The organism is Roseibium marinum (assembly GCF_002906165.1).
Classification (GTDB): domain Bacteria; phylum Pseudomonadota; class Alphaproteobacteria; order Rhizobiales; family Stappiaceae; genus Roseibium; species Roseibium marinum.
This window is the reverse complement of the sequence record NZ_PPCN01000011.1, coordinates 134,971-151,861: the sequence shown is the minus strand read 5'-3', so window position 1 is coordinate 151,861 and position 16,891 is coordinate 134,971. Positions and strand designations below refer to the sequence as shown.

The following is a 16,891-nucleotide window of genomic DNA, read 5'->3' as shown; positions in this document are numbered from 1 at the left end:
CGTCTGAAAGATCAAACCGCCTTGTGGCGCAGCACGGTTATGAGAAACAGCAGCATGGTCAGGACCGCGAGCACTGAGCCGATCTTGGCCAGCGCTTCGCCGTCCCCGTTGATGGCGAGCACGATGCCTGGCACCAGCACCACGACAGTCAGGACCGCCAGCGCGAAATGAACGATGGCAAGGCGTCCTGCCGCAGCCTGGGGAACAAGTGCATAATAGGTGCCGAAAACCGCCATTGCCACGAAACCGATCAGATTGAGATGCCCGTGCGCGGGCGCCAGGACATGATCGGTGGTCATCGACATGTGAATGCCCCACATCATGCCGATCAGCACGAATATGACGGCGGACGCAAAAAACAAGCGTGGTATGAACTGCATAATATTTCCCTCCTGAAAAGATCCGCCGCGATGTCAAAAATCCGTCCACGCGGCGGCCGCGGAAATTATCATGGTTTTTAAAAAGCCGACTATCGAAAAAGAGGAATTGCACTATCTGCCCAAACGGATTTTACTTCCGTCATGGCAGATAAGGATATTCTCTCACGCTTGCCCGAGCGGCTGAAGAAGGCCCGCCGGGCGCAGGGGTTGTCGCTTGAGGCGGTTGAAAAGCTTTCGGGCGTCTCCCGCTCCATGGTGAGCCAGATCGAACGCGGCGAATCCAATCCCACCGTCGCGACGCTGCTCAATCTGACCCGGGCGCTGAATGTCGACTTTGCCGGTCTGCTCGGCGAGGAAACCGCGGAGGACCGGGTCGAGATCCTGCATGAGCATCAAACGCCGGCGCTGGACCGAGCCGGAGACGGCTGCAAGATCCGCATTCTCTCGCCGCCGCAGGACGCCGGCCGCTGCGAGGTCTACGAGCTGATATTCACCGAGGGCGGTGTGCTCGACAGCAGGCCGCATGAACGGGGAACCCGCGAGCAGCTGATCGCCGAGGACGGGCAGTTGCAGGTGACCTCCGGCGTCGCCAGGGGGATCATCAGCAAGGGCGATACGGCCCGCTATGCCGCCGACGTTCCCCATTGCATCGAGGCGGTCAACGGACCTGCGCGGGCCATATTGCTTGTGGTGAAATTCTAGAACCGCCCCGGAAATAAATTTCCGTCATACTGGAAAGGGAATCTTTTATTCCGAATGAAAATCCGGCATAGTGGATGAAAGATCCATTTTGCCGGAGAAGCCCCGTGTCCGACGCTTTCCTGACCCATATCACCGAGACCCTGAAAGAGATCGAAGCCGAAGGACTTTACAAGCGCGAGCGGCTGATCACCTCGCCGCAAGGCGGGCGTATCACGGTCGGGGGCAGGGAGGTCATCAACCTTTGCGCCAATAACTATCTCGGCCTTGCCGATCATCCGGCCCTGGAAGAGGCGGCGCGCGAGGCGCTCGGCCCCAAGGGGTACGGCATGGCGTCCGTGCGCTTCATCTGCGGAACCCAGGACATTCACCGTGAACTCGAGCAGCGTCTGGCAAAATTCCTCGGCAAGGAGGACTCCATCCTCTTCGCCGCCTGTTTCGACGCCAATGGCGGGCTGTTCGAACCGTTGCTCGGTCCCGAGGACGCGATCATTTCGGACGCGCTCAATCATGCCTCCATCATCGACGGCATCCGCCTGTGCAAGGCCAAGCGTTTTCGCTACGCCAATTCCGATATGGCGGATCTTGAGGATAAACTTAAGGAAGCGCGCGAGGCCGGATGCCGCCACATCATGATCGCCACCGACGGCGTCTTTTCTATGGACGGCTATCTGGCCAATCTCCCTGGCGTCACCGCGCTCGCCAAACGCTATGACGCCGTGGTGATGGTCGACGACTGCCATGCGACCGGATTCATGGGTCCGAAGGGTGAGGGCACGGCCGCCCATTTTGGCGTCGATGTCGATATCCTCACCGGGACGCTCGGCAAGGCGCTGGGCGGTGGTATCGGCGGCTACATCGCCGGACCCCAGCCGGTCATCGACCTTCTCCGCCAGCGGGCGCGGCCTTACCTCTTTTCCAATTCTCTGCCGCCTGCGGTCGTCATGAGCGGCCTTGAGGCGATCCGGCTGGTGGAGGAGGGCGACGAACTGCGCCGGGCCCTCTTCGACAACGCCCGCTACTGGCGCGCCGGCCTAGAGCAGCTTGGCTTCACGCTGTTGCCGGGCGAACACCCGATCATTCCGGTCATGCTGGGCGAAGCGCATCTGGCGCAGGCGATGGCCTCGCAACTCTTCGAGGAAGGCGTCTATGTCTCCGGTTTCTTCTTCCCGGTGGTGCCGCGAGGACAGGCACGCATCCGTACGCAGATGAACGCTGCGCTGACCCGGAACGATCTGGACCGCGCGCTCGAAGCTTTCGAAAAAGCCGGCAAGGCGACGGGTACCCTGTCATGAACAGCAACCAGATGAAGGCTCTTTGCAAATCCGAGCCGAAGGAAGGCCTATGGATGACACGGGCGCCGGTGCCGGAAATCGGCCCGGACGACGTTCTGATCAGGATCAACAAGACCGGCATCTGCGGCACCGACATCCATATCTGGAACTGGGACGAGTGGGCGGCACGAACCGTCCCCGTGCCGCTGATCACCGGTCATGAATTTGCCGGTGAGATCGTCGAACTGGGCAGAAATGTAACCGACTTCGAGATCGGCCAGCGCTGCTCCGGCGAGGGGCATCTGATCGGCAAGCACTCACGCCAATCGCGGGCTGGAAAGTTTCATCTCGATCCGGAAACCCGCGGTATCGGCGTCAACGAACAGGGTGCCTTCGCTGAATATCTGCGTCTGCCGGCGTTCAATGTCGTGCCTCTGCCGGACGAAATCGACGATGAGATCGGCGCCATTCTCGATCCCCTCGGTAACGCTGTGCATACGGCGCTCAGCTTCGACCTCATCGGAGAGGACGTGCTGATCACCGGTGCGGGGCCGATCGGCATCATGGCCGCGGCGGTTGCCCGTCATGCCGGCGCCCGCAATGTCGTCATCACCGACATCAACCAGGCGCGGCTCGATCTGGCGGCCAGGGTCGCGGACGTCGTTCCGGTCAATGTCGGAGAAGACGATCTCAAGGGCGTGGAAAAGAAACTCGGCATGCGCGAGGGCTTCGATGTCGGGCTGGAAATGTCCGGAAGCCAGGCGGCTCTGGATCAGATGGTCGACAATCTCGTCATGGGTGGACGGATCGCGTTGCTCGGCATTCCGCCGGGCAAATCACCGGTGGACTGGTCGAAGATCGTTTTCAAGGCGATCACCATCAAGGGCGTCTATGGCCGCGAGATCTTCGAGACCTGGTACAAGATGATCGCCATGCTCCAGAACGGCCTTGATGTGCGCAAGGTCATCACCCACCGCTTTGCCGTCGACGATTTTGAGAAGGGCTTTGCCGCGATGAAATCCGGCGAGGCCGGCAAGGTGGTTCTCAACTGGAGGTGAAGAGTGGGCGGGAAGGAGCCCCGGTCCGAAACGATCGTTTCTCACAACACCACGCTGGCCGGCCAGACGCGAGCCTTGCCAGTCCCAAAGGTGGCGGAAGAGAAATATCCCTTCAGGAAAACCCTGCCTTCTGCGGTAGACCCAGCTTCTTCAGGATCATCACCACAGGGCAGAGCCCGGTGAAGGACGCCTGTATCAGATGTGCGCCCAGGATGCCGGTCAGCCAAAGCCAGTTGATGTTGACGTAGACGGCCAGCAGCACCGAGGCGAGAACCAGCACGCCGACGACCAACATAATTCCACGTTCCACTGTCATGACAGCCTCCGTTTGACGAATAATTTCGATATTCTGAAACTATTCCCTTTTACGGAGAAATGCCAGTGGAACTGCGCGCCATTTCAGCGCAGCCAGCCGGTCTCGAAGCTGATGTCCGTGCAGCCGGAAAACCGGGCGGTCCTGGCCAGTTCGGCTTCCAGCCGCGCCAGGCGGCCCTTGGTCATGCGGATGCCGTCTTCCGGCCAGAACGCACGGATGTTCAGCCGCCCTTCGGCCCTGAAGACCTTCATGTCGATCCGGCCGACCATCCTGTCGCGTTCCAAGACCGGAAAGACATAGTAGCCGTATTTGCGTTTGGGTTCGGGAACGAAGATTTCGATGCGGTAGGAAAACCCGAAGAGTCGCTCCGCGCGTTTGCGGTCGCGCAGCGCCGGGTCGAAGGGCGACAGGATGCGGATGCGCGCGGGAGGTTCCGGCAGGGTGTCCAGCGTATCCAGCGTTTCGCGATAGGCGAAGGCCTTGCGCGGCGGTCCGTCGATGCACTCAATCTCGATCTCTACGATGGAGCCCGTCTCAAGAGCGCTCTGGCACCAGAGTTTTGCTTCCTGCGGTGTGATCAGGTCCCAGAAGGCGGCGATTTCCCCCGAGGTGGCGAACCCGAGCCGGTCGAGCGCGGAACGGGCCGCCCAGTCGATCGTCTCCTCGGCGTCGATACGCGTGGCAAGATGGTCCGCCGGAATGACACGTTCGGTCAGGTCATAGACCTTCTTGAACCCGTCCCGCCCGCAGACGGACAATTCTCCCGTACGCCAGAGGAATTCCAGCGCGGTCTTTGACGGGTGCCAGTCCCACCAGCCGCCGCTGCTGCGCTTTTCGTTTTCGCCGACCGTTGCCGAGGTAACCGGTCCGTGCGCGCTGATCTGTTTGAGAACCTCATCGAATTTTTCCTCAAATCCGTTGCGCCGCCAAAGCCGCCAGCGCTCGATGAGATTTTCCTTGTCGCGCGAAAACCGCAGGCGCCAATGGGGAAAGAAAGCCGCCGGGATCACGGCTGCGTCGTGGGTCCAGTGCTCGAACAGGTGCCGGTCCCGCTCCAGCAGCCGTTTCAGGTTCTCTTCCTTGTAGGCGGGCCTGCGGGCCGAAAGGATCATGTGATGGGCCCGGGCGACCGTGTTGATGCTGTCCACCTGCACGAAACCGAGCCCGTCGATCACAGCCGACAGATCGTCACCCTTGCCGCTTCCTTTCGGAGCGCTGCCAAGGCCGTGTTTGTCGAGGAACAGGCGCCGGGCGGAAGCGTTCGGCAGCCTCGGAAGCTTGAGGGACGTCATGGCGGGACGTTAGCACCTTCATTCCGAGGGTGAAACGCCACCGGGCTTTCGTCCAGAACATCTTTTGCGGCCAGGACTTTATCAATCCGCGGGTTGGTTCTATTCAGGACTGATTCAGCACATCGGAGTTTTGGACCCGGTGATTTGGAAAATACCAGGCGGAAAGCAATGAGAGGGCACGGATGAGAAGGATAACCGGGTTGTGACGGGGCTGACGGCGGTATCACCTGAGCTTGTTTTTGTGGCGGTGCTGGTCTTCGTCTGGGCGGGCTTCGTCAAGGGACTGGTCGGTTTTGGCCTGCCGACGATCGGTCTGGGCCTGATGACGGTGTTCGTCGGCGTCGAGAAGGCCATGGTGCTGATCCTCTGGCCGGCGTTTCTCGTCAATGTCTGGCAAGCAATGTCAGGCGGATATCTGAAACCGCTGCTGCGCCGCTTGTGGCCGTTTCTGGCGGCTGCCGTCGCGATGCTGTCCGCCGGCACCTTTATTCTGACGCAGATACCCGATGGAGCGGCGGACCTGCTGCTCGGTGTGCTGATGGTCGCCTATGCGGTTCCCATGCTTGTCGGCGTTGTTCTGACTATTCCCGCAAGGCTGGAAGTCCCGGTCGGAGTTGCGTTGGGGCTGATCAACGGTATCCTCTCCGGGCTGACGGGTTCCTATACGGTGCCCGGCGTCATGTATCTTCAGTCGCTCGGCTTGAAACGGGACGAGTTCATTCAGGCCATGGGACTGTTGTTCCTGCTGTCGACCATCGCTCTCGGGGCGTCGCTGGGCGGCTTTGGAATGATGGGGGCACACGAAGCTCTGGCGTCCCTGGCACTGGTGCTGCCGTCGCTCGCCGGCGTCCTGGCGGGTCAGAAAATCCGCCGGCGGATTTCCGAGACCGCATTCCGCAGGCTGATCCTCGCCTCGATCCTGCTGCTCGGCCTGTACCTCATTCCCCTGGGGCTCTGGCGGCTGATGCATTAGGATAGTTTACGGCGCGACAAGCACCACTCATCGCGCTGCCCCGGCTTTGCGCCGGGATTCGCAATCGGCAACGGGACCCCGGCTCAGGGCCGGGGCGGCGGTTGCCTTTTACGGTACTTTCCAATCAGGAAAGCGGCGAGCGCTACCTACTTGGCGACGAGACGCATCGGTGTTGCCGTGCCCACACCGGAGGTCGGTTTGGTGTTGGCCCATTGATAGGACTGGCGTTCCTCGGTCGGCGTGCACAGGAAGCGCTCGCGGTAGCATTTGGTGAAATGCGAGGTCGAGGCGAAGCCGCAGGCAAGGGCGACATCCAGAACCGGACGGCTGGTCCGGCGCAGCAGGTCGCGTGCCGTCTCCAGCCGCAGGCGCAGGTAATACTGGCCCGGCGTGCAGTTGAAGTGACGGCGGAACAGGCGTTCCAGCTGGCGCGGAGACAGATTGACGGTCATGGCAAGCTGCTGGCAGCTCAACGGATCCTCGATATGCAGGTCCATGATGCGGATGGCATCGAGGATCTTGGCGTTGGAGATGCCGGTGCGCGCCTCGATGTCGTGCCTCTGCGCGGATTCACCCGACCGCATGTTCTGGTAAAGCGCGACCTCGGCCACTTCATGGGCGAGATAGGCGCCGTGCTGAATGGCGATCAGCCGCAGCATCATGTCCAGCGACGCCATGCCGCCGGCGCAGGTGATGCAGTTGCGGTCGATCGCGAAAATGTCGGAAGTAACTTCCACATTCGGAAATTCCTCCCTGAGCGAACGCAGGTTCTCCCAGTGAATGGTGCAGCGCCGGCCGTCCAGAAGATTGTAGCGGGCAAGCAGATAGGCCCCTGTGCAGATCGCGCCAAAAGTCCGGCCCATCGCGTTGAGACGGCGCAGCTTGCTGCCAAGATCGGGGTCCAGCGGAAGTCGCTCGACGTCAATACCAGTACAAAGAAGCGTAACATCGGCGTCATGGAGGTCACGAATAGATTTATTTACGGATACTTCGCAGGAGTTACTTGCCAGGACTGAATTCCCGTCGAGGGAATAAGTTGTCCATTCATAATAGTCTCTGCCCAACAGCCTGTTTGCTATTCGGAGCGGCTCAATCACGCTGGCGAATGCGTTCATGGAAAACCGGTCGAACAACACGAATGCTATTCTCTGGCCTGCTTCTTCGTGGGCGCGTCCGGACATTTACTTGACCTCGCTGGAAGGTATTATTTCTTATTATCTTTTATTTCCAGTAAGTTTTGCATTTTGTATTTATCTGTCAAATAAAAAACGACCGAATAATGAATATTCTTGAAATTATCACAATTAAACGCTTTCGTTTGCACATGCGGTCGCCCCGATGAGCACTTTTTCATCAGGCAGTGCCGTTTTTTTACCGGCTCAAGGATGTCCGCACCGGAAAAACTTTCTCCGTCGCGCGTGAACGGCTATGCGCGATTTTCGGGTCGAAAAGCGTGAAATGTCTGCAACGGGTGCGCGGGGCTGCCCGGCCACCGCAAAAAGGTGCATATTTAGAATGTTTTTTTTGCGTAAAGACGATTTCATGGATCCAGGTTGCTTCAAGTCAAGGCGCGAGTGGTGGTACATGAGGCAGGACGTAATTTATGCGATGACCCACGGAAGCCGATTGAAATGAATGTACTTGCCAAACCCGCAGATCTGGAAGCCGCCGCACCAGCCGGTGTGTTTGTTGAGGAAGTGAAGACAGTCCAGCATTACACGGATCATCTGTTCCGCTTCCGCATGACCCGTCCGGCGAGCTTCCGGTTCCGGTCCGGCGAATTTGTGATGATCGGCCTAATGATCGACGGCAAGCCGCTCTACCGGGCATACTCGATCGCGAGCCCGGCATGGGATGAAGAGCTGGAGTTCTTCTCCATCAAGGTTCCGGACGGGCCGCTGACATCGCATCTGCAGAAAATCCAGCCCGGCGACGCGGTTCTGATGAAGAAAAAGTCGACCGGCACGCTCGTCAATGACGCGCTCGTTCCCGGCAAGCGGGTCTATATGTTCTCCACCGGAACCGGCATCGCGCCCTTCGCCAGCCTGATCCGCGACCCGGACACTTATGAAAAATTCGATCAGGTCATCCTGACCCATACGTGCCGGGAAGTCGCCGAGCTGAAATACGGTGAGGACCTCGTCCGGGAAACCATCAACGATCCTCTGATCGGCGAGTTCGCAAAGGACAAGCTGGTTCATTATACGTCCGTGACGCGCGAGGATTTTCCGCGCAAGGGACGGATCACCGACCTGATCAAATCCGGGAAACTGTTTGAGGATCTCGGTGTGCCGCCATTGGATCCGGCCATCGACCGCGGCATGATCTGCGGCTCCATGGACATGCTCCGTGACACGAAAGCGCTTCTGGAAGATGCCGGTCTGAACGAAGGCGCCAACAACAAGCCTGCAGAATTCGTCGTCGAACGGGCGTTTGTCGGCTAGCTGGAAACCTGGACAGAAGAATCACCTAAAGGCCGGATCAGTCCGGTCTTTTTCGTTTTTCCGCTCTTCGAAAACGCCCCGCAAACCGGTTCGCGGCCGGGTTTGGGAAAAATGCGTGCAAAATTGCTCGCTTATCTGTGGAAGGTGCGCTGCGGGGCGCCCGGATCAATATCAACTGCTTGGGCCATGCAATACTCTGCGGCCAAACTGCTTTGAAAAACATGGGTCCCAACTCTGTGGTGCGTGTTTTGGTTTGGGTTGCTTGAGATGAAAATCATTGCTGAACTTGGCATCAACCACCGCGGGTCTACCGATATTGCCGGACAGCTCATAAAAATCGCCGCGGAAGCCGGTGCCTGGGGAGCGAAATTCCAGTACCGGGCAAAACACGGTTTCTATCAGGCGACGAATGAGATCGGTGACGAGATCCTGTCGAGGGAGATCGACGACAATTACATCCCGCCCGAGCGTGTTCTGCAACTGGTGGACCTGATAAAGCAGCAGGGAATGGCTGCGGGAATCAGTTTTTTCAAGTCAGAGGACGCCGCTGATTTCGGCGATGACATAGCCCGCTTCGACTTCTTCAAGGTCCCGTCGGCGGAACTCCTCAACGAGGACCTGATCTCGGCCATGGCTGGGTTCAAAAAACCCTTGATCCTGAGCACCGGCGGCCACTCGGAAGAGGATATCTTCAGCGCGGTCGAGAGGACCCGCTCCATCCCGAACGTCATCTATCTTCACTGCATCTCCAATTATCCGGTCCTGCTCGGCAACCAGCAGATGGGCTTTATCCGGACCCTGAAGGAACGGACCGCATCGCCTGTCGGCTATTCCAGTCACGATCAGGACTGGGAAGTCTGCCTGGTAGCCGCGGCCAATGGCGCGACCGTTTTCGAACGCCATCTGACGATGGACAAGTTGGGCAAGGGCATCGACGACAGCTCGAGTTCCGATCCTGAAGAATTTCGTCGCATGTGCAGACTTCTCAATGCCTATGAAACGGTTCAGGGGACCGGACGGCGCGACGTGAATCAGGGGGAACGCATCAATATGCAAAACCTCGGCTCGTCGCTCTACGCCAGCCGGGACATCGCGCCGGGCGAAACGCTCGATGCGCGGAACACCGTCATCAAGGCGCCGCGGAAAGGCCTGACCTGGGCGGATGTGAAACAACGCGGGTTGAAAGCGGTCAAACGGCGGATAACCGAAGGCTCCGCCATTTCGGACCTCCATTTCAGCGATCCCAAACCGCCGCTGAGCGAAAAGCTGATCAGGTTCTGCAATGAAAAACAGCTTTCCATCCCCGTGCGCCTGCATGACGCCAAGACCCTGCAGACCCGTTTTCCGATAGAAAACTACGAACTGCATCTGTCGTATGAAGAGGTCGCAACCTTCGGCGGTACGATGGAGGAGGGGCTCGCGCGGCTCGACCTGTCGCGGCACTATTCCATTCACATTCCCGATTATATCGACAGCAAGACGCTGATCGATCCGCTCTCGGGCGACGAGACGACATTCGCGGGCAGCGACCGGGTTATCGGCACCTGCGTTGATCTGGCGCTGGAACTGGAGGCAAGGACCGGCGCAGCGGTTCCTGTCGTCGGGAGTTTCTCCAGACTGCTGGAGGAGGGCAAGCGGGAAACTTACAGCCGTCTGCAGGACTATCTGGACCGGACCGGCCGGCAAAGGGGTATACCTGTCTATCCGCAGTGGCTGCCGCGCATCGCCTGGTACTTCGGCGGCGCGGATATACTGGACATGTTCTGCGGGGCGGATGACATCGAGATTCTCAATGACATCGGCATGGAGCTGTGCCTGGATCTGTCCCATCTTATCCTGTCCGCGAACTACGCCAAGCAGGACTGGCATGACTGGTACGACAAGCTCGTGCCGCTGGCCCGGCACCTGCACATAGCCGACGCCGTCGGCATCGACGGCGAAGGCATCGAATTCGGCAAGGGCGATCTCGGAGATCCGGGAGCCTATATCGACGGACCGGGCCGCAAGGTGCTGGAAGTCTGGCAAGGTCATCTGTCCGAAGGTGACGGATTTGAAAAAGCGATCCTGCAACTGGGAGAACAACATGGCTAAGGTACTGATCACCGGCATTTCCGGGCAGGACGGTGCTTTTCTGGCGCGCGCCCTGATTGAGCGCGGCGACGACGTTTACGGCGCCATGCGGCGGGGCAGCACCTCCAAGACGGGGCGGCTGAAGGAACTCGGCATCCGCGAGAAAGTGAAACTCTGCACGCTCGAGGTCACGGAATTCGCCAATGTGCAGAATGTCCTGAACGAGATCCGCCCGGACATGATTTTCAATCTCGCGGCCCAGAGTTTTGTCGCGGACAGTTTTCAGTTCCCGCACTACACGTCCGATGTGAACTACATGGGCGTGTTGAACATCCTGGAAGCCATGCGTCTTCTGAAACTGGATGCAAAGCTGTATCAGGCATCGACATCGGAAATGTACGGCGACGTGCTGGAAAAGCCGCAATCGGAAAAGACGCCGTTCAACCCGCTCAGCCCCTATGCGGTTTCAAAGCTGGCTGCCCATTCCCTGGTGGTGAACTACCGGCAGGCTTATGACATGTTCGCGACGTCCGGCATTCTCTTTAATCACGAGTCCGAGTTGCGCGGCTATGAGTTCGTCACCAGGAAAATCACCAGCTGGCTCGCCCGCATCAAGTTGCAGGACGCCGAAGCCATGCCGCTGGGAAATCTCAGCAGCGTGCGTGACTGGGGCTACGCGCCTGAATACACGGACATGATGATCAAGATGCTGGATCACGGTGAGCCGGACGACTTCGTTATTTCCACGAACACCGAGTATTCGGTTCGAGATTTCCTTTTCATGGCGGCGCAGGAAGTGGGTTTCGACCTCTACTCCGAAGGCGAGGGCCTTGAGGAGAAGTGTTACAATCGCAAGACGGGCAAACTGGTCGCCTATGTCGACCCCCGCTATTTCCGGGCCTCCGATGTAGTCTATCTGCGCGGCGACAACAGCAAGGCGCAGGAACTTCTCGGCTGGAAGCCGGAGACCCTTGCTCCGGAGATTGCCCGCCGCATGGCGATCTACGACCTGAAAAAGGCAGCCGTCAGCAACCCCGGCCTTTGAGGGAACTCGGATTGAATGCCATGAAGCGCGCAGTTGCGATCATTCCCGCGCGGGGCGGGTCCAAGGGTATTCCGGGAAAGAACCTCAAACCCTTCCTGGGAGAGCCCCTGATTGCCCATGCCATACGCGCCGCGCTGGCCGCCGAGACCGTTAGTGATGTCGTCGTTTCCAGCGATGATCCCGGGATTCTCGATGTTGCCGCCAGATATGGCGCGATCGGCGTGTTGCGGCCGGCGGAGATTGCCGGTGACGAAGCCTCCTCGGAAGCCGCGCTTCTGCACGCGGTCGAAGCCTGCAGAGCGTGTGAAGATGCCGAAACGATCGTCTTCCTGCAATGCACGTCTCCGCTGACCACGCCGGACGAGATCGATCTGGTGGTGCGCACAAGGGATCGTCTGGCCGCCGATACGGCTTTTTCGGTCGTTGAAGTGCATGCGTTTCTTTGGGAAATCGCGTCCGACGGCACGGGGATCGGCGTCAACCACGACGCTTCGAAACCTCGCCAGCGCCGTCAGGATCGGCCGGAACAATTCAGGGAAACGGGAGCGATCTATGCGCTGCGCAAAAGCGGGTTCATCGAAGCGGGGCAGCGGTTCTTCGGAAAAAGCGTTCCTGTCGTGTTATCGGACGCAACCGAGATCGATCTGGATACACCACGAGACTGGAAAGTGCTGGAGGCGTATGCCTCGGCGTTTGAGGGTTAGGTGCATTGATCTACAAATAATGAAATTAGGGAAAAAGAATGAACAACATATTTGAGACTTTGTCCCAAATTGGTGTGGCTTCTGTCGAAAATCGCGAAATCTTTTCAGATAGTACTCGCGATATGAACAATCTGAAGGTTTATCGGGACCGAAAGTCGGGTGTTATTTATATTGACGAACACTTTGGCGGTGAAGAAATATACACAGACGCAGAATACCGCAGATCAGAGGGGCCAAGCAAAACCGAAACTCGGAGCTACGAAGCAACGCTCGATGCGGAGCGGCGTATTCGCGACTACCGCGCATATGTTGCAGGACGCCGAGCATTGGACTTCGGCTGCGGAGATGGAGCATTCCTCAAAGCCTTGCAGCACACAACAACATATTGTTGCGGCGTCGAGTTACAGCAGGACTATCTGGACGCGTTGAACGAAGTCGGCATTCCCTGCGTCACGTCGCTTGATGATGTTCCCGACGAAAGCCTCGATACGGTTGTCTGTTTCCATGTGCTGGAGCATTTGCCCCAGCCGCTTCCCGTCTTGGATGACATGAAGAGGGTGCTCAAGCCGGGCGGAACTGCCGTTTTCGAAGTGCCGCATGCAAATGATTTTCTTCTAACCCATCTTCAGAGCGAGGCGTTCAAGGCGTTTACACTGTGGAGCCAGCACCTGGTGTTGCACACGCGTGAGAGCCTGTTGCACCTGCTGCATTTCAGTGGCTTCGGGCAGATTGTAATTGAGGGGGTACAGCGCTATCCCCTGTCCAACCATTTGACTTGGCTATCGTCCAATCGGCCCGGTGGACACAAGTTGCCGATGGCGGCCATTGATACGCCGGCCCTCACCGAGGCCTATGAAGCGGCGCTCAACCGGATCGATGCGACGGATACCCTCGTGGCGATTGCCCGCAAGGTCTGATCGAGGGCCTCTAGCCAAATTGCTGGTGGGCTAAAGGCCGAGGCGCTTGTTCCTCGGCTCCGGCGTCCAGTTCTCCATCTGGCGATCCAGTTCCGCGATGATTTCCGGAACGAATTCCGCGCACGGCCGGTCCGTATAGGGCCGCATGTAGGTCATGGACGGATACCAGGGCGGGTTTTTCTGCCCGAGAAGCAGGGCCGGTTCCTGCTGACCGAAGCGGATGCAGGGGATGTTGAGGATACCCGCCATATCGGCAACGCTCGTATTGGCGGAAACGACAAAGTCGCAGATAGCAGTCAGGGCCGCCGCGCCGAGCAGGTCGTCGAAAAGATCGACCTCCTCGAAAAACTCGAATTTTCCGGGAAACTTCGTCCGGAAGAACTCGATTTCCTTCTGAATCGCCTTGTACTGCAGGTTCACGAAGATCGCGTCGCGCGATTCCAGGACAGGCGAAATCGCCGGTGCGGAGAGATAATATCTCGCCCGGTGCGCGGCCAGGTTCTTGGACCGCCAGGAAAAACCGATCACCGGCTTGTCCCCATAACCCTGCAACCGCTCCAGATACGCCCGGGCCCGGTCTTTCTGAAAGGAATAGACGGGGCTGGGTGCGGATTTGAACGACTCCAGATCCGGGCGGAAGAAATCGACCAGATCGCTGATATTGGCGGTCACGTCGAAATCCGAAGCGGTCGATTCGAATTGTGCATTCATCCGGGCAGTACGGCATTCGATTTCAGGGAAGGAGTGCTGCATGAAGGTCGCGCCCTTTTGCGAAACCTCGACGATGACCTTTCCTGCCTTTTCGGCCAGCTGTGGCAGCATTGTTCCCGCTTTCAGGGCATCACCGAGCCCCTGATCGGCCCACACGAGAACCGTCTTGTCGGAAATGTCCTCGCCTTCCCAGGCGGGCACGTCGAATTTTCTGCGTGTGACCTGGGCTGAGGGGTCGTCGAAACGGGCCGTGTGCAACCGCCAGCCGTGCTCCAGATCGCCGTTGGCAAGATACGCGAGCGAGAGGTTCCAGTTGACCGTCTGGTTCGAACCTCCCGACAGATTTTCGGCCAGCTTCATCATCTCGAGCGATTCCACCTGATCGCCGTGCATCAGCAAGATCACGCCCAGGGTCACGCACTTGTGGAAATTGCGCGGGTCGGTTTCATAGCTCTTGCGCGCGTACTGAATGGCTTTCGCGGTCTCGTTCATGCTGAAGAGCAGCCGGGCAGCCTCGTGCTGGATATCGCTGTTGTCGGGAAAGCGCTCCAACGCTTCGGTCAGCTCATATTGGGAAGGCTCGAATTGCTTGAGTTTCTGCCGGCAGCGGGATCTGTGAATGAAATTGACGGGATTGGTCGGGTCGAGCATGATCGATTTGGTGAAGAAGGTGATGGCATGCTCCGCCTTGTCGGCGTTCATGAGCAAGACCGCGTAGTTCTGGTAGGCCTCAAGGTATTCCGGATCCTCGACGAGGAGGGATTGCAGAATGAGTTCGGCCTCCTCGTATCTTTTCAGGTTGGTAAGCGCGATGGACTTCATGTTCCGCGCTTCGCGCTCTTTCGGATTGAGCGACAGCGCCTTGTCGCAAACGAGCAGCAGGCTTTCTGAATCCGTCCCGATGTCAAGCATGGCCCGCGCCAGATTGGCGTAAAACGGAGCATGGTTGTTGTTGGCGGCGATGGCCTTTTGAATGAACTCGATAGCCCGCTTTGGATTGCCCAGTTGCCGGTATGTGACCCCCAGCAGATTGAGCGCATCCGGATTGTTGGGAGTTTTCTTGAGGATCTGCTTGTAGCACCGCTGCGCCTGTTTGACCTCTCCTGCCTTTTGCAGGGCGAGTCCCTTCAGCATCTTCTCCCGGATAGGGTTCGGAGCGGTTTGCGTTGCCATCTTGTCTCTATCCTCATGGAATCACGGTTCTAAGAATAGCAGGAGCCCGTCCGAAACAAAGGTTCGCCGGCCAATTCAGCCAAATCGTCTGGGGATTGCGCGCGAGGCGGTTGCCAGGCTCAGCCTGCGTGAAGTTCGGCCGTTGATTGCCGCCCAATCAGCCGCTTTCGGTACTGTAGCGCGTTGCGTTTAAGCGGATTCACGAATTCCTGAATTCAATTTTACGCAGCACGCTTTGCCGTCACCTGAATTGCGAAGGCCGCTGCGCTTGACCTGTTTTGGCGTGAGGCACGATCACCCGACTCGTCGCCGGTCGTATTCGCCGTTTTTTGACGCTGGATCAGCAGAAAATCCATGGTCTTTGATGACTTCGCCAATCACCAGAATACAGACTTATGCCCAGATTGACCCGCGGCAAATAAAAAGTCGCAATCATGCGGCGTGAAGGGCGGGGGAACAATCGCTCGAGATCAACGGGCCTCCAGGCGGAATCGATTGGAAGTCTGAAAGTTGATCGGTTTCAAACTGGTCGAGGATCTTGTCTGCGTTCAACTGAACGCAGGATGCTCTAGCGCACATCAAGGATAGGGAGTGAAAACATGAAAAAGGTCCAAGCATTGGCATTGGTCATCGGCGTGATGGGCGGCATCGCCACCTGGGCGGCTGTGACTTTAGGAAGTCCTTTTGTTCTTATCTGGGCGATTTTCGTTGGCTGGGGGAGCTTCTTTCACTGCGGTGGCGGAACTGAGGGGGCAAAGTCATCGATCGCGGCCAACATCTGGGGCGCTGTAATGGCGGTCGTTGCCTTCATCGCATTGACCACCCTGGGTGTGACAGCAGTGAATGCGGGCATCTGCGTTGGTGTCACGGTGCTGATCATGATTCTGGGAGCCTATATCCCTCTTCTGGGCGCGATCCCGGCGAGCGTTTATGGGTATGCCTCGACAGCGGCGCTGTTCCTTCTGGGCGGCGCGGCCTATGGCGTGGGCGCGGCAGGCATCGTGATGGTCGGCGTGGCAATCGCGGTTTCCATGGTGATCGGTAACGTGCTTGGGTACATTTCCGGCGAGATCGTCGGTGCGCTCACCAAGAAGGGGAAATATGCGGGAGGCTGCGAACATGTCCAGACCTCCTCGACCGGGGCTCCGATCGACAATCACACCTGCCACTGCAACGTGTGCAAGAACGTGACCGGTCAGCTGACAACCCATGTCGTCTTCTTCAAACATGGTGATGTCAAAGTGTCGAACGAGGGCAATCTGAACCGTCAGCCGTTCAATGCGGACAACCCCAATGGTCCGCTCGAGCTTTGCACCTGTAAGGATTGCGGCACACCGATCATGCTGGATGACAAGCAGAAACGCATCCGGGTGATCGTGCCCAACCTGATGGGGATGGATGACGAGGCGATGCCCGCCGACTATCATGCGTTCTATGACGACAGCAAGGGATATGCCCGGCCCAAGGATGGCCGACCGGTCTATGAAGGACTGCGCCCCGATTTCGTCTGGCCGCAAGGCGCCTGAGGCAAGGCAGCGCTATGTGAAAAAAGAAACCCCTCTGCCGCAGGCCGAGGGGTTTCTTGCGAATTCCCGCATCTGGCGTATCGAAACATGGAACGGCGCCTGATCGAACCCTCATGTCATTCTTCAGCCAGGAAGGAATAAGTGGACAGCTCCACTTATCCAGTTGCCGGATATGGCCTGAGACATTGTAACCATTGGAAAATGGTGGGCGATACTGGGATTGAACCAGTGACCCCTCCCGTGTGAAGGGAGTGCTCTCCCGCTGAGCTAATCGCCCCAAGATCGAAATTGGATGGCGGGTGTCTAAGG

General features: G+C 58.3%; 15 protein-coding genes and 1 tRNA gene. 10 read left to right on the top strand and 6 right to left on the bottom strand.

The genetic code is table 11. From position 1 onward, the window contains the following. Positions 1 to 11: 11 nt before the first annotated feature. Positions 12 to 380, bottom strand: a complete 369-nt coding sequence (locus CLV41_RS21525; protein WP_103224530.1) for a hypothetical protein — start codon at positions 378 to 380, stop codon at positions 12 to 14. A gap of 141 nt (positions 381 to 521) precedes the next feature. Between CLV41_RS21525 and CLV41_RS21520 the strand changes: the two genes are divergently transcribed. From CLV41_RS21520 to tdh, 3 genes are all read left to right on the top strand, one after another. Beyond that, positions 522 to 1,082: a helix-turn-helix domain-containing protein gene (locus CLV41_RS21520; protein WP_103224529.1), complete on the top strand. Its 561-nt coding sequence runs from the start codon at positions 522 to 524 to the stop codon at positions 1,080 to 1,082. Positions 1,083 to 1,186: 104 nt separating this feature from the next. Beyond that, the gene (locus tag CLV41_RS21515) at positions 1,187 to 2,374 is read left to right on the top strand and encodes a glycine C-acetyltransferase (RefSeq protein WP_103224528.1); all 1,188 of its coding nucleotides are present in this window, start codon (positions 1,187 to 1,189) and stop codon (positions 2,372 to 2,374) included. Next, entirely contained in the window at positions 2,371 to 3,411 is a 1,041-nt protein-coding gene (tdh, locus tag CLV41_RS21510) for an L-threonine 3-dehydrogenase (protein WP_103224527.1), read from the top strand. The genes CLV41_RS21515 and tdh overlap by 4 nt, the downstream gene beginning before the upstream one ends. A gap of 112 nt (positions 3,412 to 3,523) precedes the next feature. Here tdh and CLV41_RS21505 read toward each other — a convergent pair whose 3' ends face one another. Both CLV41_RS21505 and CLV41_RS21500 read right to left on the bottom strand, forming a co-directional pair. Continuing rightward, a complete protein-coding gene (locus CLV41_RS21505; RefSeq protein WP_103224526.1) occupies positions 3,524 to 3,727 on the bottom strand; it encodes a YgaP family membrane protein in 204 nt (67 codons plus the stop codon). Positions 3,728 to 3,810: 83 nt separating this feature from the next. Then, entirely contained in the window at positions 3,811 to 5,019 is a 1,209-nt protein-coding gene (locus tag CLV41_RS21500; RefSeq protein ID WP_103224525.1) for a winged helix-turn-helix domain-containing protein, read from the bottom strand. A 202-nt stretch (positions 5,020 to 5,221) separates the two neighbouring features. Between CLV41_RS21500 and CLV41_RS21495 the strand changes: the two genes are divergently transcribed. Continuing rightward, positions 5,222 to 5,992 carry a sulfite exporter TauE/SafE family protein gene (locus tag CLV41_RS21495; protein WP_103224524.1) on the top strand — a complete coding sequence of 257 codons (771 nt, stop codon included), beginning with the start codon at positions 5,222 to 5,224 and terminating at the stop codon, positions 5,990 to 5,992. 146 nt (positions 5,993 to 6,138) lie between these two features. Here the strand turns inward: CLV41_RS21495 and CLV41_RS21490 are convergent, their stop codons facing one another. Beyond that, positions 6,139 to 7,173 carry a GlxA family transcriptional regulator gene (locus CLV41_RS21490; protein ID WP_103224523.1) on the bottom strand — a complete coding sequence of 345 codons (1,035 nt, stop codon included), beginning with the start codon at positions 7,171 to 7,173 and terminating at the stop codon, positions 6,139 to 6,141. Positions 7,174 to 7,623: 450 nt separating this feature from the next. Between CLV41_RS21490 and CLV41_RS21480 the strand changes: the two genes are divergently transcribed. From CLV41_RS21480 to CLV41_RS21460, 5 genes are all read left to right on the top strand, one after another. After that, on the top strand, positions 7,624 to 8,436 hold the full coding sequence (locus tag CLV41_RS21480; protein WP_103224521.1) for a ferredoxin--NADP reductase: 813 nt from the start codon (positions 7,624 to 7,626) through the stop codon (positions 8,434 to 8,436). A 267-nt stretch (positions 8,437 to 8,703) separates the two neighbouring features. Beyond that, entirely contained in the window at positions 8,704 to 10,527 is a 1,824-nt protein-coding gene (locus tag CLV41_RS21475) for an N-acetylneuraminate synthase family protein (protein WP_146048621.1), read from the top strand. After that, positions 10,520 to 11,551: a GDP-mannose 4,6-dehydratase gene (locus CLV41_RS21470; protein ID WP_103224519.1), complete on the top strand. Its 1,032-nt coding sequence runs from the start codon at positions 10,520 to 10,522 to the stop codon at positions 11,549 to 11,551. Before CLV41_RS21475 ends, CLV41_RS21470 begins: the two co-directional genes overlap by 8 nt. 20 nt (positions 11,552 to 11,571) lie before the next feature. Beyond that, positions 11,572 to 12,255 (top strand): acylneuraminate cytidylyltransferase family protein, encoded by a 684-nt coding sequence (locus CLV41_RS21465; RefSeq protein WP_103224629.1) that lies wholly within the window; start codon positions 11,572 to 11,574, stop codon positions 12,253 to 12,255. A 38-nt stretch (positions 12,256 to 12,293) separates the two neighbouring features. Continuing rightward, the gene (locus tag CLV41_RS21460) at positions 12,294 to 13,172 is read left to right on the top strand and encodes a class I SAM-dependent methyltransferase (protein ID WP_103224518.1); all 879 of its coding nucleotides are present in this window, start codon (positions 12,294 to 12,296) and stop codon (positions 13,170 to 13,172) included. Positions 13,173 to 13,202: 30 nt separating this feature from the next. On the opposite strand, the gene CLV41_RS21455 is transcribed toward CLV41_RS21460, so the two are convergent. Next, a complete protein-coding gene (locus CLV41_RS21455) occupies positions 13,203 to 15,056 on the bottom strand; it encodes a tetratricopeptide repeat protein (protein WP_103224517.1) in 1,854 nt (617 codons plus the stop codon). A gap of 599 nt (positions 15,057 to 15,655) precedes the next feature. Here CLV41_RS21455 and CLV41_RS27865 point away from each other — a divergent pair. Continuing rightward, positions 15,656 to 16,582, top strand: coding sequence for a DUF1097 domain-containing protein (locus CLV41_RS27865; protein ID WP_170107278.1), 927 nt, complete (start codon positions 15,656 to 15,658; stop codon positions 16,580 to 16,582). 202 nt (positions 16,583 to 16,784) lie between these two features. Here CLV41_RS27865 and CLV41_RS21445 read toward each other — a convergent pair. Continuing rightward, positions 16,785 to 16,859, bottom strand: a tRNA-Val gene (locus CLV41_RS21445). Positions 16,860 to 16,891 lie beyond the last annotated feature (32 nt).

What these genes read in the sequence shown, in the direction of transcription:
- CLV41_RS21490 (WP_103224523.1), bottom strand. Translation starts at nt 7,173, where the DNA reads ATGTCCGGACGCGCCCACGAAGAAGCAGGCCAGAGAATAGCATTCGTG.
- CLV41_RS21470 (WP_103224519.1), top strand. Translation starts at nt 10,520, where the DNA reads ATGGCTAAGGTACTGATCACCGGCATTTCCGGGCAGGACGGTGCTTTT.
- CLV41_RS21505 (WP_103224526.1), bottom strand. Translation starts at nt 3,727, where the DNA reads ATGACAGTGGAACGTGGAATTATGTTGGTCGTCGGCGTGCTGGTTCTC.
- CLV41_RS27865 (WP_170107278.1), top strand. Translation starts at nt 15,656, where the DNA reads ATGAAAAAGGTCCAAGCATTGGCATTGGTCATCGGCGTGATGGGCGGC.
- CLV41_RS21500 (WP_103224525.1), bottom strand. Translation starts at nt 5,019, where the DNA reads ATGACGTCCCTCAAGCTTCCGAGGCTGCCGAACGCTTCCGCCCGGCGC.
- tdh (WP_103224527.1), top strand. Translation starts at nt 2,371, where the DNA reads ATGAACAGCAACCAGATGAAGGCTCTTTGCAAATCCGAGCCGAAGGAA.
- CLV41_RS21480 (WP_103224521.1), top strand. Translation starts at nt 7,624, where the DNA reads ATGAATGTACTTGCCAAACCCGCAGATCTGGAAGCCGCCGCACCAGCC.
- CLV41_RS21465 (WP_103224629.1), top strand. Translation starts at nt 11,572, where the DNA reads ATGAAGCGCGCAGTTGCGATCATTCCCGCGCGGGGCGGGTCCAAGGGT.
- CLV41_RS21520 (WP_103224529.1), top strand. Translation starts at nt 522, where the DNA reads ATGGCAGATAAGGATATTCTCTCACGCTTGCCCGAGCGGCTGAAGAAG.
- CLV41_RS21460 (WP_103224518.1), top strand. Translation starts at nt 12,294, where the DNA reads ATGAACAACATATTTGAGACTTTGTCCCAAATTGGTGTGGCTTCTGTC.
- CLV41_RS21525 (WP_103224530.1), bottom strand. Translation starts at nt 380, where the DNA reads ATGCAGTTCATACCACGCTTGTTTTTTGCGTCCGCCGTCATATTCGTG.
- CLV41_RS21455 (WP_103224517.1), bottom strand. Translation starts at nt 15,056, where the DNA reads ATGGCAACGCAAACCGCTCCGAACCCTATCCGGGAGAAGATGCTGAAG.
- CLV41_RS21475 (WP_146048621.1), top strand. Translation starts at nt 8,704, where the DNA reads ATGAAAATCATTGCTGAACTTGGCATCAACCACCGCGGGTCTACCGAT.